At 75.1% G+C, this 20126-nt stretch carries 21 protein-coding genes; 14 read left to right on the top strand and 7 right to left on the bottom strand.

Going from position 1 to position 20126, the window contains the following annotated elements; translation table 11 throughout:
- Positions 1–61 precede the first annotated feature (61 nt).
- From ND486_RS03880 to ND486_RS03895, 4 genes are all read left to right on the top strand, one after another.
- On the top strand, positions 62–964 hold the full coding sequence (locus ND486_RS03880) for a WcbI family polysaccharide biosynthesis putative acetyltransferase (protein WP_224402647.1): 903 nt from the start codon (positions 62–64) through the stop codon (positions 962–964).
- A gap of 146 nt (positions 965–1110) precedes the next feature.
- Positions 1111–2172: a glycosyltransferase gene (locus ND486_RS03885; RefSeq protein WP_251782851.1), complete on the top strand. Its 1062-nt coding sequence runs from the start codon at positions 1111–1113 to the stop codon at positions 2170–2172.
- Complete coding sequence (locus ND486_RS03890) at positions 2169–3248, top strand: glycosyltransferase (protein ID WP_251782852.1); 1080 nt, start codon at positions 2169–2171, stop codon at positions 3246–3248. Before ND486_RS03885 ends, ND486_RS03890 begins: the two co-directional genes overlap by 4 nt.
- Positions 3245–4045: a glycosyltransferase family 2 protein gene (locus ND486_RS03895; RefSeq protein ID WP_251782853.1), complete on the top strand. Its 801-nt coding sequence runs from the start codon at positions 3245–3247 to the stop codon at positions 4043–4045. Before ND486_RS03890 ends, ND486_RS03895 begins: the two co-directional genes overlap by 4 nt.
- A gap of 283 nt (positions 4046–4328) precedes the next feature.
- Here ND486_RS03895 and ND486_RS03900 read toward each other — a convergent pair whose 3' ends face one another.
- Together ND486_RS03900 and ND486_RS03905 are read right to left on the bottom strand one after the other, a co-directional pair.
- Positions 4329–4892, bottom strand: coding sequence for a hypothetical protein (locus ND486_RS03900; RefSeq protein WP_208823552.1), 564 nt, complete (start codon positions 4890–4892; stop codon positions 4329–4331).
- A gap of 30 nt (positions 4893–4922) precedes the next feature.
- A complete protein-coding gene (locus tag ND486_RS03905; protein ID WP_251782854.1) occupies positions 4923–5543 on the bottom strand; it encodes a LysE family translocator in 621 nt (206 codons plus the stop codon).
- Between the two features lie 81 nt (positions 5544–5624).
- On the opposite strand from ND486_RS03905, the gene ND486_RS03910 reads away from it, so the two are divergent.
- Positions 5625–6137 (top strand): Lrp/AsnC family transcriptional regulator, encoded by a 513-nt coding sequence (locus tag ND486_RS03910; RefSeq protein WP_251782855.1) that lies wholly within the window; start codon positions 5625–5627, stop codon positions 6135–6137.
- Here ND486_RS03910 and ND486_RS03915 read toward each other — a convergent pair.
- Genes ND486_RS03915 through ND486_RS03925 form a run of 3 tightly spaced genes read right to left on the bottom strand, consistent with a single transcriptional unit; the run spans position 6104 to position 8904 of the window.
- Positions 6104–6991: a sugar phosphate isomerase/epimerase gene (locus ND486_RS03915; protein ID WP_251782856.1), complete on the bottom strand. Its 888-nt coding sequence runs from the start codon at positions 6989–6991 to the stop codon at positions 6104–6106. The two genes, ND486_RS03910 and ND486_RS03915, sit on opposite strands and share 34 nt — an antisense overlap.
- Positions 6988–7983, bottom strand: coding sequence for a Gfo/Idh/MocA family protein (locus ND486_RS03920; protein ID WP_251782857.1), 996 nt, complete (start codon positions 7981–7983; stop codon positions 6988–6990). Before ND486_RS03920 ends, ND486_RS03915 begins: the two co-directional genes overlap by 4 nt.
- A gap of 45 nt (positions 7984–8028) precedes the next feature.
- Positions 8029–8904: a sugar phosphate isomerase/epimerase gene (locus tag ND486_RS03925; RefSeq protein WP_251782858.1), complete on the bottom strand. Its 876-nt coding sequence runs from the start codon at positions 8902–8904 to the stop codon at positions 8029–8031.
- A 197-nt stretch (positions 8905–9101) separates the two neighbouring features.
- Here ND486_RS03925 and ND486_RS03930 point away from each other — a divergent pair, with 197 nt between their 5' ends.
- Positions 9102–10145 (top strand): LacI family DNA-binding transcriptional regulator, encoded by a 1044-nt coding sequence (locus tag ND486_RS03930; protein ID WP_251782859.1) that lies wholly within the window; start codon positions 9102–9104, stop codon positions 10143–10145.
- Between the two features lie 7 nt (positions 10146–10152).
- On the opposite strand, the gene ND486_RS03935 is transcribed toward ND486_RS03930, so the two are convergent.
- The gene (locus tag ND486_RS03935) at positions 10153–10914 is read right to left on the bottom strand and encodes a GntR family transcriptional regulator (protein ID WP_251782860.1); all 762 of its coding nucleotides are present in this window, start codon (positions 10912–10914) and stop codon (positions 10153–10155) included.
- Between the two features lie 180 nt (positions 10915–11094).
- On the opposite strand from ND486_RS03935, the gene ND486_RS03940 reads away from it, so the two are divergent.
- From ND486_RS03940 to ND486_RS03955, 4 genes are all read left to right on the top strand, one after another.
- Entirely contained in the window at positions 11095–12069 is a 975-nt protein-coding gene (locus tag ND486_RS03940) for a substrate-binding domain-containing protein (protein WP_251782861.1), read from the top strand.
- 68 nt (positions 12070–12137) lie between these two features.
- On the top strand, positions 12138–13220 hold the full coding sequence (locus tag ND486_RS03945) for an ABC transporter permease (RefSeq protein ID WP_251782862.1): 1083 nt from the start codon (positions 12138–12140) through the stop codon (positions 13218–13220).
- Between the two features lie 7 nt (positions 13221–13227).
- Positions 13228–14043 (top strand): ATP-binding cassette domain-containing protein, encoded by an 816-nt coding sequence (locus ND486_RS03950; RefSeq protein WP_251782863.1) that lies wholly within the window; start codon positions 13228–13230, stop codon positions 14041–14043.
- Positions 14043–15050, top strand: coding sequence for a Gfo/Idh/MocA family protein (locus ND486_RS03955; RefSeq protein ID WP_251782864.1), 1008 nt, complete (start codon positions 14043–14045; stop codon positions 15048–15050). The genes ND486_RS03950 and ND486_RS03955 overlap by 1 nt, the downstream gene beginning before the upstream one ends.
- 82 nt (positions 15051–15132) lie before the next feature.
- Here the strand turns inward: ND486_RS03955 and ND486_RS03960 are convergent, their stop codons facing one another.
- Positions 15133–16122: a LacI family DNA-binding transcriptional regulator gene (locus ND486_RS03960; protein WP_251782865.1), complete on the bottom strand. Its 990-nt coding sequence runs from the start codon at positions 16120–16122 to the stop codon at positions 15133–15135.
- A gap of 106 nt (positions 16123–16228) precedes the next feature.
- On the opposite strand from ND486_RS03960, the gene ND486_RS03965 reads away from it, so the two are divergent.
- The 4 genes from ND486_RS03965 to ND486_RS03980 are packed head-to-tail and all read left to right on the top strand — an operon-like array spanning position 16229 to position 20121.
- Entirely contained in the window at positions 16229–17419 is a 1191-nt protein-coding gene (locus tag ND486_RS03965) for a phytanoyl-CoA dioxygenase family protein (protein WP_251782866.1), read from the top strand.
- Positions 17416–18198, top strand: a complete 783-nt coding sequence (locus ND486_RS03970; RefSeq protein WP_251782867.1) for an SDR family oxidoreductase — start codon at positions 17416–17418, stop codon at positions 18196–18198. The genes ND486_RS03965 and ND486_RS03970 overlap by 4 nt, the downstream gene beginning before the upstream one ends.
- A 43-nt stretch (positions 18199–18241) precedes the next feature.
- Complete coding sequence (locus ND486_RS03975) at positions 18242–19243, top strand: Gfo/Idh/MocA family oxidoreductase (protein ID WP_251782868.1); 1002 nt, start codon at positions 18242–18244, stop codon at positions 19241–19243.
- A complete protein-coding gene (locus ND486_RS03980; protein WP_251782869.1) occupies positions 19240–20121 on the top strand; it encodes a sugar phosphate isomerase/epimerase in 882 nt (293 codons plus the stop codon). The genes ND486_RS03975 and ND486_RS03980 overlap by 4 nt, the downstream gene beginning before the upstream one ends.
- Positions 20122–20126 lie beyond the last annotated feature (5 nt).

A 20126-nucleotide genomic window follows, 5' to 3' on the forward strand; every position in this document is an offset into this window, starting at 1 on the left:
CCTCGGGTCCCCCGGGATGCCCGTCCGGGCGCGGATCAACCGCACGGGTCACGATGACCGGGTGACCGATCCGCGCCGCCGCCACTACGGCGTCCTCTACGGCCTCGAGGCCCCGCCGCCGGGACCGCTCGCCCTGGTGTGGGGCAACTGCCAGGCCGAGTCGGTCCGGGTGCTGCTCGCCGGCGTCGACGGCCTGCCGGTCACCCCCGTGCGCATCCCGCCGGTGCACGAGCTCACCGCCGACGACCTGCCCCACCTGCGCCGGCTGCTGTCCCGGACCCGGCTGCTGGCGTCCCAGCCGGTCCGCGACGACTACCGCGACCTGCCCCTGGGCACCGCCCAGGTCGCCGCCGGGCTGGCGCCGGGGGCGGTCGTCGTGCGCTGGCCGGTGATCCGCCATCCCGCGCTGCACCCGTGGTCGGCGATCGTGCGCCACGCGGCCGACCCGGCCGCCGTCCCGCCGGGGGTGCCCTACCACGACCTGCGGGCCCTCGCGGCCGCCGCGGGACGCGAGCCGGGGCCGCCGCCGACGCCGGAGGCGTTGCGCGAGGTGGGCCGCCGCGGGATCGCCGAGCTCGCCCGGCGGGAGGCCCGGGACACCGACGCCGGGGTGTCCGACGCGATCGCCGGGTTCGGGGCGGCGGCCGCGCACACCCTCAACCACCCCGGCAACGGGGTGCTGATGCTGCTCGCCGGGCGGATCCTCGACGCCGCCGGGATGCCGGGCGTCGTGTGTGACCCCGGACGCACCCTGCTCGGCGGGATCCGGTCCCCGCTGCGCGCCGACGTCGTCGACGCGCTCGGGCTGGACACGCCGCCGCGCCCGCACTGGTGCGTCTCCGACCGGGCGATCGGCGAGGACGAGGTCGCCGCCGCGCAACGGGCCTGGTACGCCACGCACCCCGGATGGGTGGACGCCGGGCTGGCCCGGCACGCCGACACGCTGGAGCTGCTGGGGCTGTAGCCGGGCCGGGGGCCCAAGGTCGAGTTGTGGGGGGGCCCGGGGCACCGCATGATCGGTGGAACGTCCGGGTTCAGCCGCCAGCTCGCACGGTTCCGCCCTACGAGCCTCGGAGCGTGTCGACCCATGACCCCGCCCGCCTTCCACCGGTGACCGCCCGGATCGCCCTCATCGCCTCCGCCCGCTACCCGATCCGTGAACCGTTCCCGGGAGGGCTCGAGGCGCACACCGCCGGGCTCGCGTCCCGGCTGCGACGCCGCGGTCACGACGTGACCGTCTTCGGCGCGCCCGGTTCCGACCCCGGACTGCGGGTGCGGGAGATGGCGGTGCTGCCCCCGATCTCGGGTGCCGCCCGCAGCGACGTCGGCATGCCGCCGGAGTGGTTCCTCGCCGAGCACCACTCCTACCTGGAGCTGCTGCTGGCGCTCTCGCGCGAACGCGGCCGCTACGACGTGGTGCACAACAACTCCCTGCACTACCTGCCGCTGGCGCTGGCCGACACCCTCGACGCCCCCGTCCTGACCACGCTGCACACCCCGCCGACGCCGTGGATGGAGTCCGCGGTGCGGCTCGGCGACCCGCAGCGGCTGCGGTTCGCCGCGGTCAGCGCGCACACCGCGCGCGCCTGGGCGCCGACCGGTGCCCGCGCGACGGTGGTCCGCAACGGGGTCGACACCGCGGCCTGGGAGTACGGGCCGGGCGGTGGGGTCCCGGTGTGGTCGGGCCGCGTCGTCCCTGAGAAGGGCCCGGTGGAGGCGATCCGGGCGGCGCGGCTGGCCGGGACCGGGCTGCGCCTGGCCGGGCCGTGCCCGGACCGGGCGTTCTTCGACTCCTGCGTCGCCCCGCTGCTCGGTGACGGCGTCGACTACGTCGGCCACCTCGACCACCGGGCGCTGGCCCGCCTGGTCGGGGACGCGACCGTCGCCGTGGTGTCGCCGTGCTGGGACGAGCCCTACGGCCTGGTCGTCGCCGAGGCGCTGGCGTGCGGCACCCCGATCGCCGGGTTCGCCCGGGGGGCGCTGCCCGAGATCGTCGATCCGCTCAGCGGGGTGCTGGCCGAGCCCGGCGACGTCGAGGGGCTGGCCGAGGCGATCCGCGCGGCGTCGCTGCTCTCGCGCACCGACGCCCGCCGGCACGCCGAGGCGACCTGCTCGGCCGAGGTCATGATCGACGGCTACGAGCGGCTCTACCGGGCCCTGGCCGCGGCATGACCGGCGGCACCGGCCCGGGCGCCACGGCCGGCACGATCGTCTACTACGTGCACCACCACGGCAGCGGGCACGCCCACCGCGCCGCCGCGATCGCCGCGCACTGCCGCACCCCGGTCGTCGGGGTCGGGTCCCGGCCCGCCCCGCACGGCTGGCCCGGCGCCTGGCACGAGCTGCCCCTCGACACCGGCGGCGGCGACACCGGCGACGGCGACACGGCCGACACGGCCGACACGGCCGACGTGACCGCGGGCGGGACGCTGCACTGGGTGCCCCGCCACCACGACGGTCTGCGCGCCCGGACCGCCGCGGTCTCGGCGCTGCTCGCCGCGGGCCCGGCCCGGCTGCTCGTCGCCGACGTGTCGGTGGAGATCGCGCTGCTGGCCCGGCTGCACGGGGTGCCGGTCGCCGTCGTCGCGCAGCCCGGGGAACGGCTCGACCGGGCGCACCGCACCGCCTACGACCTGGCGGAGGTCCTGCTCGCGCCGTGGCCCGCCGACCCGCCGCGGCCGTGGCGCCCGGAGCTGAGCGGCCGGACGGTGCACCTGGGCGGCCTGTCCCGCTACGACGACCGCACCGCCCGCCCGGGTCCGGGCCGTCGCCGGGTGCTGGTCCTGACCGGCGGCGGCGACGGCGGCGCCGACCCGGCCGCACTCGCCGCCGCGGCGTCCGCCACCCCCGACTGGACCTGGCGGGTCGCCGGCGGCCTGACCGGCGCGCTGCGCGACGCCCCGCCGAACCTCGCCTGCGCCGGGTGGACGGGCGAGGTGTGGGCCGAGCTGCAGGACGCCGACGTCGTCGTCGGGCACGCCGGGCAGAACGTCGTCGCCGAGATCGCCGCCGCCCGCCGCGCCGCCGTCATCGTCCCGGCCGAGCGTCCCTACGGCGAGCAGGTCGCCACGGGCGCGGTGCTGCGGGCGGCCGGGCTCGCCACGGTCCGCGACCGCTGGCCCGCACCGGCCGACTGGCCCGGGGTGCTCGACGAGGCGGTGTCCCGCGGCGGGGCGGGCTGGTCGCGCTGGTCCGACGGGCGGGCCGCGGAACGCGCGGCCGCGGTGCTCGACGGGATCGCCGGGTGAGCGCGCCCGGAGCGCGGGTCGCCGTGGTCACCGTGGTCCGCGGCCGCGCCGGCCACCTCGCCCGCCAGCGCCGGGTGCTCGCCGCGGGACCGCCGGTGACCCACGTCGTCGTCGGGATGGGTGCCGAGCCCGCCACCGACGGTGCGGGCCCGCCGACCCGGGTGCTCACCGTGCCCGCGCCGGGGCCGTTGCCGCTGGCGGCGGCGCGCAACGCCGGGGCGGGCGCCGCGCTCGCCGGCGGGGCGACGCTGCTGGTGTTCCTCGACGTCGACTGCCTGCCCGGGGACGGCCTGGTCGACGGCTACCTCCGCGCCGCGGCACGACGCCCGGACGCACTGCTGTGCGGACCGGTCACCTACCTGCCGGCGGGGGTGCTGCCGGAGCGGGACCTGCACCACCACACCGACCCGCACCCGGCGCGCCCGGCGCCGGCCGACGGGGCGCTGGTCGCCGAGCCGCGCCGGGAGCTGTTCTGGTCGCTGTCGTTCGCCGTCACCGCCGACGCGTGGCGGGCCGGCGGCGGGTTCTGCGAGGACTACGCCGGCTACGGCGGCGAGGACACCGACTTCGCGCTCTCCTGCGGGCTGGAGCTGGTGTGGGTGGGCGGGGCGCACGCGTACCACCAGCACCATCCGCCGGCCCGGACCGACCCGGCCCGGATCGCCGAGATCGTCGGCAACGCCCGGCTGTTCCACGACCGCTGGGGGTGGTGGCCCATGGCGGGCTGGCTGCGCGAGCTGCACGCGACGGGCGCAGTGGAGTTCGACCCGCGGCGTGACGTGCTGCGGGTCGGGTGAGACCGGCCGGGTCTCAGCAGGCGGTGCGGGGCGGGCAGGCGCAGAACTGCACCGGGCGCATGCACGAGTAGCACAGGTCCGACGCCCGGCCCGGCCGCGCACGGCGGGTCAGGGCCCGGTGTGCGCACGCGAGGATCGACATGACCGGGACGTGTCCCGCCGGCACCGCCCTCACACGCGACGGGACGGGTCGAGGGGACGGGCGGCCCCGCAGCTGCGACGGACGGCCGCAGCCGCCGCGACGTCCGGGCGAGCGGCAGCGGCCGACCGTCTCAGCGCGGGGTCACTCCGGGCCCCGGGAGCGCAGCTCCTCCACCCGTCCCATCGCCTCGCGCAGCTCGGTCAGCCACTCGTCGGCGTGCCGCCCGACCAGCCGCACCGACCAGGCCAGCGCGTCCGACCGGGACCGGGCCACGCCGGCGTCGACGAGGGTGTCGAGCACCGCCCGCTCGGGCTGGCGCAGCCGGGTCATCACCGGCACCGAGATCGTCGTGAACAGCTCGCGCGTCCCGCCGATCCGCGCGCCCCAGGCGACCTTGCGCCGGTAGCGGCTCTCGGCCTCGCGGGCGATCTCGATCCGCCGGTCCCGGGTCTCCTCGCGGAACCGCGAGATCCGCCCGGTCTCGGCGGCCGCGGCGTCCGCCCGTCCCGCATCGGTGTCGGGGTGGTCGCCGCCCGGCGAGGGCAGCTCCCCCACCACGACGATCTCGTCCCGGTCGACCGTCACCTCCGGCGCGCCGGTGAACCACCCGTCGGGCAGCCGTCCGGTGAACCACGCCGCGGCGTCGTCGGCCGGGGGGAGGTCGGCCTGCTGCCAGCCGCCCCGTCCACGTCCTCGTCCTGTCATCGCGCACCTCCTGCATCGATGATTACAGGATTACACCGTAATGAGCTGAGACGCCAGCAGGACGGCGCCGAGGGTCACCATCGCGGCGCCCGCGACCCGGGACACGACGCGCGCCGCGGCGGGCCGCGCGGCCAGGACGGTGCGGGCGCCGACGCCCACGCCGGTGTAGACGAGGGCGCAGCCCAGCACGTGCACGAGGCCGAGCAGGAGGATCTGCCCGCCGACGGGGACCGCGGCGGCCGGGTCGGTGAACTGCGGCAGCAGCGCCAGGAACAGCAGCAACGCCTTCGGGTTGAGCCCGCTGACCCCGGCGCCGCGGACCAGGTCGCCGAGCCCGGACCCGCCGCGGTCCACGGCCGCGGCGGCGGGGCCGGCCGGGCGGAGCAGCGTCGTCGCGCCGAGCACCAGCAGGTACGCGGCACCGACGGCGGTGAGCACGGTGAGGACCTCTGGCCGGCGCGCGACGACCGCCGCGATCCCCGCCGCGACGAGCGCGGCGAGCGCCAGGTGCCCGCTGAGCAGACCCGCCAGCGACGGCAGCACCGTCCGCCCGCGCAGCCCCGCGCGGATCATGTACGCCCAGTCCGCACCGGGTGTGAGGACCAGCAGCAACGACAGGCCGGAGAACCCCAGCACGCTTCCGATCGGCATGCCCCGACGCTAGGCAGGATGCGCCGACAGGTGTTCCCGATGATTCCACCGCACGCCCCGGGTGGTGCAAGAATTCTCTCCGTGGACGCGATCGACCGGAAGATTCTTGCGGAACTGCAGGCCGACGGCCGGCTGACCGTCACCGAGCTGGCCGAACGGGTGCGGCTGTCGGTGTCGCCGTGCCACCGCAGGCTGCGTGCCCTGGAGTCCTCCGGGGCGATCGCGGGCTACCGCGCCCACCTCGACGCGCACCGGCTCGGCCTGGGCTTCGACGCCCTGGTGTTCGTGACCATGCACGAAGCCGTGCAGGACACGGTGCAGGCGTTCGAGTCGGCCGTCGAGGACATCGAGCAGGTCGTCGCCGCCCAGCGGCTGTTCGGCGACCCGGACTACCTGCTGCGGATCATCACCCGGGACCTGCCCGCGTTCCAGCGGCTCTACGACGAGCGCCTCACCACCCTGCCCGGGGTGCAGCGGCTGTCCTCGACGCTGGTCATGAAGGACGTCGTCGCCGACCGGGGGCTGCCGCTGGAGCACGGGCTCGCCCCCGGCCGGACCTCTCAGCGGGTGGCCGGGCGGCGGTCGGCGCCGTAGTGCTTCTCGACCAGCGCGACGGCCTTCTCCCGCTGCCGCACGCTGATCTCGGTGGCCTGCTCCTCCCAGCCGAAGACGCAGCTGGACACCACGCCGTCGAACCCGTTCGCCGCCAGGGCGGCGAACACGGCGTCGAAGTCGACCTCGCCGCGGCCCATCTCGGCGTGCTGGTGCACGCGGACGGTCGAGCCGGGCGGGTTGACGATGTAGCGCAGCCCGTGCGACGCGGTGTGGTCGAGCGTGTCGGCGAGGTGGACGTAGGCGAGGCGGTCCCCCGCCGCGCCGATGATGCCCGCCGGGTCGTTGCCCTGGTGGAAGGTGTGCGGCGTGCAGTACAGGAACCTCACCCAGTCCGCGTTGAGTCCGCGGACCAGGTTCACCGCGGCGTGGCCGTCCTCGATGAAGTCGTCCGGGTGCGGCTCGAGCACCAGGGTCACGCCCTCGCGCTCGAACATCGGGGCGAGCTCCTCGAACGAACGCAGGAACTGGCTCTCCGCGTGCTCCGGGGACTCGGGGCGGCCGTTGAACTCGGAGTTCATGACGTCCACGCCGAGGTCCACGGTCATCCGGATGGCCCGTTTCCACGCCCGGACCGCGGCCTGCCGCTCGTCCTCACCGGGCCCGGACCAGCGCAGCACGGGCAGCACCGAGGCGATCCCGACGCCGGCGTCGGCGGCCCGCTTGCGCAGGGCCGCGACGGTGGCATCGTCGGCCCGCGGGTACCGGAAGAACGGGACGAAGTCGTCCTTGGGCGAGAGCTCCATCCAGGAGTACCCGGCTCGCGCGACGACGTCGGGCAGCTCCAGCACCGAGTGGGTCGCGTAGAACATCTGGGGGTCGAGGGCGAGCTTCACGGCCGCTCCCCCAGCCGTACCTCGACTCGACGGCCGGTGATGACGGCCTCGACGCCGGCGGCGCAGACGGCGACGGCGGCGTAGCCGTCCCACGCGCCGGGGCCGGTCACGGTGCCCTGCGCGGCGGCGTCGACGAAAGCCTGCATCTGGGTGTCGTAGGCCTGCCCGAAGCGGACGACGAAGTCCGGCGCGATGGACCCGCCCCAGCGTCCCGCGGAACGCAGGACGAGGTTCTGGTCCAGCCCGATGGTGGCCTGGCCGCGCTCGGCGACGAGCTCGGTGCGGACCTCGTAGGCGACCCCGGTGCGGACGAAGGACTCGACGTCGACCAGGCGGCCGGACCCGGTCTCGAACAGCACCAGCATCGGGTCGGCGTTGCCCTCGGGCGAGGACCCGGTGGCACGGGGCTTCAGCGCGGTGACCGCGGTGATCTCCTCACCGAGCAGGAACCGGGTGCAGTCGACCTCGTGCACGACCGAGTCGGCCATCGCGAACACCGAGGTGAAGGTGTCGGGCACGGCCGGGTTGCGGTGCACGCAGTGCAGCATCAGCGCCTCGCCGATCTCACCGGAGACCACCAGCTCCCGCAGCGCGGCGTACTCGGGGTCGAACCGGCGCATGAACCCGACCTGGACCAGCCGGCGGCCGGTCGCGGCCTCGGCGCGGACGACGGCGAGCGCGCTCGGCTCGTCCATCGTCAGCGGCTTCTCGCAGAGCACCGGCCTGCCGGCCTCCAGGCAGGCGAGCACCTGCTTCTCGTGGGCGGACCCGGGGCTGGCCAGGACGACGGCGTCGACGTCGTCCGCCGCGACGGCGGCGAGCGGGTCGGTCTCGACCCGCGCGCCCACGGCGGCGGCGACCTCGGAGGCCCGGTCGGCGTCGGCATCGCTGACGACGGTGACCCGGGCACCCCGGACACGGTGGGCGAGCGAGTCCACGTGGAACGCGCCCATCTTGCCGACGCCGATCACGGCGACGCGCAGCTCGGACATGGTGAGCCTCCTTGCTCGGTGCGGGCGGGGGTCGAGCCGGCCGGCTCAGACCCGCGGGGTGCCGATCTCGACGGCGCGGTTCCCGCAGCCGGCGAGGTAGGCGTGGGTGCGCCGGGCGATCGGCAGCGGCGCGTCGGGCGCGCAGGGATACATGTCCTGCTCGACGATCGCGTAGAGGTCGCGGCCGAGCGCGGCGACGGCCTCGAGCAGCGGCTCCATCGCGGGCACACCGTGCGGGGGCTCGCACATGACGCCGCGGCGCACGGCCTCGGGGAAGGTGAGGTCCTCGGCCTCGACCTGGTCCAGCACGGCCGGGTCGACCTGCTTGAGGTGCAGGTAGCCGATGCGGTCGGGGTGGCGGCGGATCAGGTCGACGTTGTCCCCGCGGTAGTAGGACACGTGCCCGGTGTCGAGGCAGAGGTTCACGTACCGGGGGTCGGTGTCGGCGAGGAACCGCTCGATGTCGCGCTGGTGACCCACGTGGGAGTCGGCGTGGCTGTGGAACTGCACGTGCAGGCCGTACTCGTCGAGGATGCGCCGGCCCAGCTCGTCCATGCCGGTGGTGAGCGCGCGCCACTGCTCGGCGGTCAGCTCGGAGCTCTCCAGCACGCCACCGGTCCTGTGGTCGCGCCACGGCTCGGGGATGACGATGATGTGCCCGCCGCCGACCGCCCGGGTCAGCGCGGCGACGTCGGTGACCTGCTTCCAGACGTCCTCCCAGGAGTCCGGCCGGTGCAGGTGCTCGAACACGGTCCCGGCCGAGACGCGCAGTCCGTGGGTGGTCAGCGCGTCGGCCAGCTCGGACGGGTCGGTGGGCAGGAAGCCGTAGGGGCCGAGCTCGATCCAGTCGTACCCGGCGCCGGACACCTCGCGCAGGAAGCGGTCCGCGGTCGTCTGCTCGGGGTCGGACGGGAACCACACGCCCCACGAGTCCGGTGCCGAACCGACGGTGATCCTGGAAGGGGTAACCACGCTGTCTCTCCCGATCGTCGGGTGGCCGGCGGGGTCACCACCGGCGGTCCACTAGAGCGCGCTAGTACGCTCCGGCGGGAACTATCCGATGCGTTGCCGACTATGTCAAGACAAAGATCCGGCGCCCGGTCCGAACGGGAGGCCCCGTGCCCGACACCGACCCGGTCGACGCGCCCGGCTCGGCCGCGCCGCGGCGGCGGCCGACGATGGCCGATGTCGCCGCGCGCGCCGGGGTATCGCGCGCCCTGGTGTCGATCGTGTTCCGCGACCGCCCCGGAGCCTCTGAGGCGACCCGGACCCGGGTGCGCGCCGCCGCCGCCGAGCTGGGCTACACCCCCGACAGCGCCGCACGGCTGCTCGCCCGCGGGCGCAGCCGCACCATCGGCGTGCTCACCACGGTGGGCGAGCCGTTCGAGGCGGCGCTGATCGAGTGCCTCTACGCCGAGGCCGGCCGCCACGGCTACGGCGTGCTGCTCAGCGCCCGCACCCCCGGACACGACGAGCGGACCGCGGTCGACGAGCTGCTCGCCCACCGCTGCGAGGCGCTGGTCCTGCTCGGCCCCGAGGCCCCGGACGCGGAGCTGACCGCACTGGCCCGGCGGACCGCACTCGTCGTCGTCGGGCGCGGGGTGCGCGGGGTGGACAGCGCACACACCGACGACGAGGCAGGCCTGCGCGCCGTCACCGAGCACCTGATCGCCGCCGGTCACCGCCGGATCACCCATGTCGACGGCGGCCCGGGCGCCAACGCCGCGGCCCGCCGCGACGGCTACACCGCCGCGATGACCGCCGCCGGGCTCGCCGACGAGGTGCGCGTCCTGCCCGGCGCCTACGACGAGGAGGCCGGCATCGCCGCCGCGCACCGCCTGCTGGCCGGCGGGCCCGGCGACCCCGCGCCGCCGACGGCGGTCGTCGCCGGGAACGACCGGTGCGCGATCGGGCTGCTGGACACGCTGCGCCGGTCCGGGGTCGAGGTCCCCGGGCGGATGTCGGTCGCCGGCTACAACGACGACCGGGTGTCGCGGCTCGCGCACGTCGACCTCACGACGGTCCGCCAGGACACGGCCGCACTGGCCCGGGGCGCGGTCGACGCCGTCCGCGCCCGGCTCGACGATCCGTCGGCCGGGCCGGTGGAGTTGGTGCTGGATCCGCACCTGGTGGTGCGGGGCACGACCGGCCCCGCGCGCTGAACGGCCGTCAGACCGGAGCCGGCGCGACAGCCCCGGCGGGCAGCGTGACCTCGATGGCATAGCGGCTCGGCCGGTACAGGTGCGTGCCGTACTCGACGGCGTGCCCGGAGTCGTCCCAGGCGGTGCGCACCGACGTCAGCAGCGGCGCGCCGGGCCGCTCGTCGAGCGCGGACCCCTCGTCCGCGGTCGCCGCCCGGGCCCCGACGACCTGTCGGGCCCGTCGCGGAGCGTGACCGGCGGCGCGCAGCAGCGCGTAGAGCCCGTGCGCCACGAGGTCCTCCACGCGCGGTGCGAGGACCGACACCGGCACGACGTTGGTCAGCAGGGCCAGCGGCTCGCCGTCGGCCAGGCGCAGCCGTTCGATGCGGGCGGCGACAGTGCCGGGCGGTACCCCGAGGGCACGCGCGACGCCGTCGTCGACCGGCCCGGTGGTGCAGCGCCGCAGCACCGTCGCCGGCGTCCGGCCGGCGCGCAGCAGGTCGTCGTGCAGGCTCGTCAGGTCGGCGGGCCGTGCCGTCGGGGGCGGCAGCACCCGGGTGCCGGCGCCGCGCTTGCGCGCCAGCACACCCTGCTCCACCAGGTAGGACACCGCCCGGCGCAGCGTCGGACGGGTCGCCCCGGTGCACCCGACGAGCTCGGCCTCGCCGGGCAGGCGGGACCCTGCGGGCAGCTCGCCGGACTCCACCATCGCCCGCAGCCGGCTCGCGACCTGGAAGTACAGCGGCACCGGGCTGCCGCGATCCACGCGGACGCCGACCGGGTCGGGCACGGCACTCCCCATTTCTGATGAGGGCGTCAGTTTGTCCTGACAAACCATTGACGAGACAGAGCGGTGAGCGTACATCTATGCGTGGTCCGCATCACCCTCCGACATCGGGGCCCTCGGGGGAGACCGCCACACTCGCCGCGACCGGTCGACCCGCGTCGCGATCACAGAGAGAGATGCTCGATGAGGAGTATTCGGAAGATCGGCGCCGGACTGGCCGCAGCGTCGCTGGTCCTCGGACTGACGGCCTGCAGCAGCCAGGGAGGCGCGCAGAACGACGCCGCGGCGACCCAGGGACAGCGCTACACGATCGCGATGATCACCCACGAGCAGGCGGGCGACACCTTCTGGGACAAGATCCGCGCCGGGGCCGAGGACGCCGCCGCCACCCACGGCATCGACCTGAAGTACTCGAACAACGAGCAGGGCCCGGAGCAGGCCACACTCGTCCAGAACGCCATCGACTCCAAGGTGAACGGAATCGCCGTCACCCTCTCCTCCGCCGACGCCGTCGTCCCGGTCGCCAAGAAGGCCGCCGACGCGGGCATCCCCGTCGTCGCCTTCAACCAGGGCATCGACCAGTACAAGGCCGCCGGCGCGAAGATGTACTTCGGGTCCGACGAGAGCCTGGCCGGCCAGACCGTCGGCCAGAAACTCGCCCAGACCAACCCCGGCGGCAAGGTCCTCTGCGTGATCCAGGCCCAGGGCTCGGTCGCGCTGGAGACCCGCTGCGAGGGCGTCAAGAAGGCGTATCCGAACACCGAGAACATCCAGGTCAACGGCGCCGACCTGCCGTCGGTGCAGCAGACGCTGAACGCCAAGCTCTCCGAGGACAAGTCGATCACCGACATCGTCACGCTCGGCGCCCCGATCGCGCTGGCCGCGATGCAGGCCCAGGAGGGCACCGGCTCGACCGCGAAGATCGCGACCTTCGACCTCAACCAGGACGCGGCCAAGGCCATCCAGGACGGGAAGATCCTCTTCTCGGTCGACCAGCAGCCCTACGTCCAGGGCTACATGGCCGTCGAGTCGCTGTGGCTGAACCTGTCCAACGGCAACGACCTCGGCGGCGGCAAGCCCGTGCTCACCGGCCCGTCGCTGGTGGACAGCTCGAACATCGGCCAGATCCTGCCCTACACCCAGGCCAACAAGCGCTGACCCGGCGCGTCCGGGGGCGGCCCGCGCACCGGCGGCCCCCGGACGTCCGCCTCGACCAGGAGCCTCCCATGAGCACACCCACCGCCGCCGGCGAGGCCGGCGCGTCCACCCCGACCCCGCCCGCGGCCGAACCGGCGCCCGCGGCACCGCAGTCCCGCTCGCTCTCGGCCAGGCTGTTCACCCGCCCCGAGTTCGGGACGATCATCGCCGCCGTCGTGATCTTCGTGTTCTTCTTCGCGATCGCCGAGCCGTTCCGCACGCTGGACTCGTTCGCGACCGTGCTCTACGCCGCCTCGACGATCGGGATCGTTGCCGTCGGCGTGGCGCTGCTGATGATCGGCGGCGAGTTCGACCTGTCGTCCGGGGTCGGGGTCACCACCTCGGCGCTGACCGCGGCGCTGTTCACCTACCAGCTCTCGTTGAACATGTGGGTCGGCGTGGTGCTCAGCCTGGTGGCGGCGCTGCTGGTGGGCTTCATCAACGGCTGGCTGGTGGTCACCACCGGCATCCCGAGCTTCCTGATCACGCTGTCGATGTTCTTCGTCCTGCGCGGCGCGAACATCGGTGTCACCAAGGCCGTGACCGGCACGGTGGCCACCGACAACGCCTCCGAGCTGGACGGCTTCGCCTCCGCGCACGCGATCTTCGCCTCGGACATCCCGCTGGGCTTCATGACGGTCAAGGTCACCGTGCTGTGGTGGCTCGGGCTGGCCGCGGTCGCCTCCTGGATCCTGTTCCGCACCCGTCTCGGGAACTGGATCTTCGCGGTCGGCGGCAACGCCCCGTCCGCCCGTGCCGTCGGCGTCCCGGTGAAGAAGGTCAAGATCGGCCTGTTCATGGGCGTCGGCTTCGTCGGCTGGATCCTCGGAATGCACATCCTGTTCAACTTCAGCTCCGTGCAGTCCGGCCTCGGTGTCGGCAACGAGCTCATCTACATCGTCGCGGCGGTCGTCGGGGGCTGCCTGCTGACCGGTGGCTTCGGCTCCGCGATCGGCGCCGCGATCGGCGCGTTCATCCTCGGCATGACCACCCAGGGCATCGTGTTCGCGGGCTTCGACCCCAACTGGTTCTACGCCTTCCTCGGCGCGATGCTGCTGCTCGCGGTCGTGCTGAACCTCTACATCAAGAACTACGCGACGACGCGGAAGTGAGCCCGAGATGACCGACACGATCACCGAGAACGCCGCCTCCGACCTGCGCGCGGGCGAGCCCCTGGTGCGGATGCGCGGGGTGGGCAAGACCTACGGCGCCATCCGCGCCCTCGAGGGCATCGACCTGACCGTCAACGCCGGCGAGGTCACCTGCGTGCTGGGGGACAACGGCGCCGGCAAGTCCACCCTCATCAAGATCATGTCCGGGCTGCACCCGCACTCCGAGGGCACCCTGACCGTGCACGGGCGCGACACCACGTTCTCCTCGCCGCGCCAATCGCTGGACCTCGGCATCGCGACGGTCTACCAGGACCTCGCCGTCGTCGGGCTGATGGAGGTCTGGCGCAACTTCTTCCTCGGCTCCGAGCTGCGCAAGGGCAACTATCCCCTGGCCCCGCTCGACATCACCGGGATGCGCGAGATCGCCGACACCGAGCTGCGCAAGATGGGCATCCACGTCAAGGACATCAACCAGCCGATCGGCACGCTGTCCGGCGGCCAGCGCCAGTGCGTCGCGATCGCGCGCGCCGTGTACTTCGGCGCCCGGGTGCTCATCCTCGACGAGCCGACCGCGGCGCTGGGCGTCAAGCAGTCCGGTGTGGTGCTCAAGTACACCGCCGCCGCCCGCGCGGCGGGCCTGGGCGTCGTGTTCATCACCCACAACCCGCACCACGCCTACATGGTCGGCGACCACTTCATCATCCTGAAACTCGGTCGCCGGGTGCTCGACCGCAAGCGCTCCGAGGTCACCCTCGAGGAGCTGACCGCCGAGATGGCGGGCGGCCAGGAGCTCGCCGAGCTCGCCCACGAGCTGAAGCGCTGATGGAGCCGCTGCGCATCGGGATCCTGGGGGCAGCCCGGATCGCCCGCGAGGCGCTGGTCGACCCCGCGGCCGTCACCGGTGACCGGCTCGTCGCCGTCGCGGCACGGGACCGCGGGCGCGCCGAGGCCTTCGCCGCCGAGCACGGCGTCGAGCGGGTGCACGACGACTACGGCGCCGTGCTCGCCGACGCGTGCGTCGAGGTCGTCTACAACCCGCTGGCCAACGCGCTGCACGGGCCGTGGAACCTGGCCGCGATCGCAGCCGGCAAGCACGTGCTGAGCGAGAAGCCGTTCGCCGCCAACGCCGAGGAGGCCCGCGAGGTCGCCGCCGCGGCGCGGGCGGCCGGGGTGGTCGTCGTCGAGGGTTTCCACCACGTGCACCACCCGGTGCTCCGCCGGCTCGTGGAGATCGCCGCGTCCGGCGAGATCGGCACCGTGCGCCGGGTCGAGACGACCTTCGAGATGCCCGCCCCCGCCGACGACGACCCGCGCTGGTCGGCCGACCTCGCCGGCGGCGCGGTGATGGACATCGGCTGCTACGCCCTGCACGTGCAGCGCACGCTCGGACGCGCCGTCCTGGGCGGCGAGCCGCGGGTGACCGCCGCGGAGGCGACGCAGCGCTCGCCCGGCGTCGACGCCCGCCTCGCCGCGGACCTGGAGTTCCCCTGCGGGGCGACCGGCCGGGCGCGCTGCGACATGGAGGCCGACGGGTTCGCGCTGCCGGCCCGGGTGGTCGGCGACCGCGGCGAGGTCCTGGCCCGCAACTTCGGCCTGCCCACCCGCGACGACCGGGTGGAGGTCACCGTCGACGGCACCACCCGCACCGAGCACCTCGGCACCCGGCCGACCTACCTCTACCAGCTGGAGGCTCTGCGGGCGCATCTGCGCGAGGGGGTGCCGTTCCCGCTGGACCTCGACGACGCCGTCGCCAACGCGGAGCTGATCGACGCCGCCTACGCGGCCGCCGGGATGGCACCGCACCCGCGCCTGCCGGCGCCCGTGCACTGAGGGCACGGGACCGCCGCCCCGGGCCGGTCCTCTCGGCCCCGACCGCGTTCCGCGGAACGCGCGGGCGGCCCGTCCGCCGTGCTCAGCTCCGGGGTGGGGCGGTGCTGGCGCGGGGCAGCAGCCGCGGTGCGAGGACGACCTCGCGCGCGGCGTCCCGGCCGCCGTCGAGCCGCTCGGCCAGCAGGTCGAGCACGTGCTCGGCGGTGCCCGGGACGTCCTGGCTGACCGTGGTCAGGTCCACGTGCGCGAGCCGGGACAGCGGGCTGTCGTCGTAGCCGGCCACCGACACCATGGCGGGCACGTCGACCCCGGCCCGGGCCAGGATGTCGAGCAGGCCGACCGCGCAGCGGTCGTTGAACACCGCGACCGCGGTCGGCAGGGACTCCCCCGCCAGCAGGGTGCGGGCCGCACGGGCGCCGTCGGCCTCGCCGTGCCCGCCGGCCACCACCCGACCGGGCAGCCCGGCGGCACGCATCGCCGCCCGGTAGCCGTCGCGGCGCTCCGCGGCGATCGAGCCCGCGCCGCCGTCGACGTGCACGACCTCGCGGTGTCCCAGGTCGAGCAGGTGCCGGGTCTGCTCGGCGGCACCGTCGTCGTCGGGCACCCGGACGACGTCGACCCCGGCACCGGGCAGCCGCCGCCCGACCGCCACCACCGGCAGCGTCGCGCCCAGCTCGGCGAGCCGGTCCGCCGGGGCGTCGCTGCCGAGCAGTACCAACGCCTCGCAGCGGGAGTCGACGAGGGACTCGACTGCGCGGCGCTCGTCACGGGCCGGGGAACGGGCGCCCAGCAGCAGGTCGCGGCCACGCCGCTCGGCGAGGGCCAGCAGCTCCTCCACCAGCTCGGCGTGGTAGGTCGAACGGATGTCCAGCACGACGCCGACGGTGCCGCTGCGCCGGCTCGCGAGCATGCTCGCCGCGCGGTCGGGCCGGTAGCCGAGCGCGTCGGCCGCGGCCAGCACCCGCGCACGGGTCGCCGGGCTGGGTCCCGGGGCGCCACGGAGCACCAGCGACACCGACGCCGGGGACAACCCGACCCGTGCGGCGACGTCGGCCAGCCGCGGACGCCCCACCCCCGGACTTTGTCTTGACATGATCTCCCTCGCGTCGCAGACTTGGACCATTAAAGCGCTTTAAAGCGCCCACCGGTAGCTCACCGCGGAGCCCGAGGAGAGCGGTATGACCCGCACCGTCACCCCCACCCCTGCCGCCTGGCTCGACCCGGCCGACGCCCGTGTCGAGGACCTCCGGGCCCACGTCGAGCGCCCGGCCGATCCGGCGGCGCTCCCCCGCGCACGGCACATCGACCAGGGCGTCCCGGTCTACGACGCCGCCGCGCTCGTCGCCGAGGCCGCCACCGGCCCCGCGGGGCGTCGCGCCGTGCAGGCCGAGCTCGCCGGGGCGCTGGCCGACGGGCCGGGCGTCGTCGTGCTGGCCGGGGCGTTCCCCGCTGCCGAGCTCGACCCCGTCACCGCCGAGTTCGAGGCGATCGTCTCCGAGCAGCGCGCGTCCGGCGCGACGGTCGGCGACCACTTCGCGACCGCGGGCGCCAACGACCGGATCTGGAACGCCCTGGAGAAGCTCGCGGTGCGCGCGCCCGCCGCGTTCACCGCCTACTACGCCAACCCCGCGACCGCGCTGGTCTGCGAGGCCTGGCTCGGTCCGGGCTACCAGGTGACCTCCCAGGTCAACGTGGTCAACCCGGGCGGGGCCGCGCAGAGCCCGCACCGCGACTACCACCTCGGATTCATGGACGCCGGCGGCGCCGCCCGCTACCCCGCGCACGTCCACCGTCTGTCCCCCGCGCTGACCCTGCAGGGCGCCGTCGCGCACACCGACATGCCGGTCGATACCGGACCGACGATGTACCTGCCCGGCTCGCAGACCTTCCCGCACGGCTACCTCGTCGCCGACCGCGAGGACTTCCGCGCCTACTTCGCCGAGCACCACGTGCAGCTGCCGCTGTCCCGCGGCGATGCCGTGTTCTTCAACCCCGCGCTCCTGCACGGCGCCGGGCACAACCGCTCCGCCGACGTCCGGCGGACGGCGAACCTCCTGCAGGTCTCCTCGGCGTTCGGCCGGGCGATGGAGAGCGTCGACCGCGGCGTCGTCGCCCGCGCCGTGTTCGGCGCGCTCACCGCGATGCGGTCCGCCGGGGTCGCCGACGACCTCCTCGCCAACGCCGTCGCCGCGGCCGCCGAGGGCTACGCCTTCCCCACCGACCTCGACGCCGACCCGCCGGTCGACAAGCTCGCCCCGCCCTCGCCCGCCGACGTCCTGCTGCGCGCGGTCCGCGAGGGCTGGACCCCCGAGCGGCTCGACGACGTGCTGGCCGGGCAGGTCGCCCGCCGCCGCGGGGTGTACTCGTGAGCGGGCTGCTCGACGGCCGGGTCGTGCTCGTCGCCGGCGGCACCACCGGCGTCGGCGCCGCCTGCGCCCGCACCGCGGCCCGCGAGGGTGCCGCGGGCGTCGTGGTCACCGGCCGCCGCCCGGAGCCGGGCGAGAAGCTCGTCGCCGAGCTCGGCGAGCAGGGCGTACGCGCACTGGCCGTGCCCGGTGACGTCGCCGACCCACAGGCCTGCCGTGCCGCCGTCGACACCACCGTCGCGGAGTTCGGGCGGGTCGACTGCCTGGTCACCGCGGCCGGGCTGACCGACCGCGGCACCCTGCTCGACACCACGCCCGACCTGTTCGACGCCCACGTCGCGGTCAACCTGCGCGGCCCGTTCTTCCTGATGCAGGCCGCCGTCGCCGACATGGTGCGCCGCGGCACCCCGGGCACCGTCGTCGCGATCGTGTCCGAGGCCGCACACGGCGGGGCCCCCGTGCTCGCGCCCTACGTCGCGGCGAAGGCCGGGCTCGCCGGGCTGATCCGCAACGCCGCGCACGCGCACCGCTTCGACCGCATCCGGATCAACGGCCTGGCCATCGGCTGGACCGACACCGAGGGCGAGGACGCCACCCAGCGCCGCTTCCACGGCGCGGGCGACGACTGGCGCGAGCGCGCCGCGGCCCGGCTCCCGATGGGCCGCCTCGCCGCACCCCAGGACGCGGCCGAGGCCGTCGTCTTCCTGCTCTCGGACCGCTCCGGCGTGGTCACCGGCTCCGTCCTGGACTGGGACCAGCAGGTCGTCGGCGCCCACGACTGAGCCACGCGACCGACCCGACCACGAACGACCCGAAGGACACCTCATGAGAATCGGACTCATCGGCCTCGGCCGGATCGGCGCGTTCCACGCGCGGACCCTGGCCGGGCTGGACACCGTCGACACCCTGGTCGTCAACGACGCCCGCCCGGACGTCACCGATGCCGTCGCCGCGCAGGTCGGCGCCCGCACCGCGGGCTCGCCGGAGGAGCTGCTCGCCTCCGGCGTCGACGGGGTCGTCATCGCCGCCGCCACCCCGGCGCACCCGGAGCTGCTGCTCGCCGCGGTCGAGGCCGGGCTGCCGGTGTTCTGCGAGAAGCCCCTGGCCGGCCGGATCGACGACGCCGTCGCGCTCGCCGCCAAGCTGGCCGGCCGCGACGATCGGGTGCAGATCGGCTACCCGCGCCGCTTCGACGCCGGCTACGCCGCCGCGCGGGCCGCCGTCGCGGGCGGTGAGCTGGGGCGGGTGCACACGGTCCGGGCCACGACCCTGGACCCCGCCCCGCCGCCCGCCGAGTACCTGCGCGTCTCCGGCGGGATCTTCCGCGACTGCTCGGTGCACGACTTCGACGCGATCCGCTGGGTCACCGGCCGCGAGGTCGTCGAGGTGTACGCCACCGGCGACACCCACGGCGATCCGGTGTTCGCCGAGATCGGCGACGCCTCGACCTCGCAGGCGATCCTGACCCTCGACGACGGCAGCCACGCCGTGGTCTCCAACTCCCGCCACAACCCGCGCGGCTACGACGTACGCCTGGAGCTGCACGGCGACGCCGACTCGGTCGCCGTCGGCCTCGACGCCGGGCTGCCGCTGCGCTCGGTCGAGCCGGGCGTCACCTTCCCCGGCGGCACCCCGCACGCGTTCTTCATGGACCGGCTCGCCCCCGCCTTCCGCGCCGAGCTGACCGCATTCACCGAGCTCGTCGCCGGGACCACGCCCTCACCGTGCACCGTCGCCGACGCCATGGCCGCGGGCTGGATCGCCGAGGCCGCCACCGCATCGCTGCAGTCCCGGCGCACCGTGCGCCTCTCCGAGGTCGTCCGATGAACGGTCCCACCGGTCCCCGGATCGCCGGCGCCCCCATCTCCTGGGGCGTCTGCGAGGTCCCGGGCTGGGGCTTCCAGCTCGATCCGGAGCGCGTGCTCACCGAGATGCGCGAGGTCGGGCTGTCGGCCACCGAGTTCGGCCCGGACGGCTTCCTGCCCGCCGCGCCCGCCGCCAAGGCCGCGACCCTGGAGGCCCACGGCCTGTCCGCCGTCGGCGGGTTCACCCCGACCCTGCTGCACGTGCCCGGCCACGACCCGCTGCCCGGCGTCGAGGCGCTGCTCGCCGGCTACGACGCCGCGCACGCCGGCACCCTGGTGCTGTCCGCCGACTCCGGCGGCACCGGCTACGACTCGCGCCCCGAGCTCGACGGCGCGGGCTGGGCACTGCTGCTGTCCCATCTGGACCGGATCGCGGAGTACGCCGCGACCCGCGGCGTCGTCGCCGTGCTGCACCCGCACGTCGGGACGATGGTCGAGACCGGCGACGACGTCGCGCGCGTCCTGGAGGGCTCGTCGATCGCGCTGTGCCTGGACACCGGGCACCTGCTCATCGGCGGCACCGACCCCGCAGAGCTGACCCGCCAGGCCCCCGGACGGGTCGCGCACACCCATCTCAAGGACGTCGACCTCGGCCTGGCCCGCCAGGTGCAGGACGGCCGTCTGACCTACACCGAGGCCGTGGGCGCGGGCATGTACCGCCCGCTCGGCGAGGGCGACGTCGACCTGGAGGGGGTGCTCACCACCCTCGACGCCCACGGCTACGACGGCTGGCACGTCCTGGAGCAGGACACCATCCTGCACGGCCCGCCCACCGGCGTCGGCCCGGCGGGCGATGTGCACACCAGCGTGCAGAACCTGCGCACGGCCCTCGGCCGCTGAGAGCG

Source organism: Pseudonocardia sp. DR1-2 (assembly GCF_023717215.1).
Taxonomy (GTDB): Bacteria; Actinomycetota; Actinomycetes; order Mycobacteriales; family Pseudonocardiaceae; genus Pseudonocardia; species Pseudonocardia alni.

What these genes read in the sequence shown, in the direction of transcription:
- ND486_RS03890 (WP_251782852.1), top strand. Translation starts at nt 2,169, where the DNA reads ATGACCGGCGGCACCGGCCCGGGCGCCACGGCCGGCACGATCGTCTAC.
- ND486_RS03900 (WP_208823552.1), bottom strand. Translation starts at nt 4,892, where the DNA reads ATGACAGGACGAGGACGTGGACGGGGCGGCTGGCAGCAGGCCGACCTC.
- ND486_RS03905 (WP_251782854.1), bottom strand. Translation starts at nt 5,543, where the DNA reads ATGCCGATCGGAAGCGTGCTGGGGTTCTCCGGCCTGTCGTTGCTGCTG.
- ND486_RS03920 (WP_251782857.1), bottom strand. Translation starts at nt 7,983, where the DNA reads ATGTCCGAGCTGCGCGTCGCCGTGATCGGCGTCGGCAAGATGGGCGCG.
- ND486_RS03940 (WP_251782861.1), top strand. Translation starts at nt 11,095, where the DNA reads ATGAGGAGTATTCGGAAGATCGGCGCCGGACTGGCCGCAGCGTCGCTG.
- ND486_RS03945 (WP_251782862.1), top strand. Translation starts at nt 12,138, where the DNA reads ATGAGCACACCCACCGCCGCCGGCGAGGCCGGCGCGTCCACCCCGACC.
- ND486_RS03950 (WP_251782863.1), top strand. Translation starts at nt 13,228, where the DNA reads ATGACCGACACGATCACCGAGAACGCCGCCTCCGACCTGCGCGCGGGC.
- ND486_RS03955 (WP_251782864.1), top strand. Translation starts at nt 14,043, where the DNA reads ATGGAGCCGCTGCGCATCGGGATCCTGGGGGCAGCCCGGATCGCCCGC.
- ND486_RS03965 (WP_251782866.1), top strand. Translation starts at nt 16,229, where the DNA reads ATGACCCGCACCGTCACCCCCACCCCTGCCGCCTGGCTCGACCCGGCC.
- ND486_RS03975 (WP_251782868.1), top strand. Translation starts at nt 18,242, where the DNA reads ATGAGAATCGGACTCATCGGCCTCGGCCGGATCGGCGCGTTCCACGCG.
- ND486_RS03980 (WP_251782869.1), top strand. Translation starts at nt 19,240, where the DNA reads ATGAACGGTCCCACCGGTCCCCGGATCGCCGGCGCCCCCATCTCCTGG.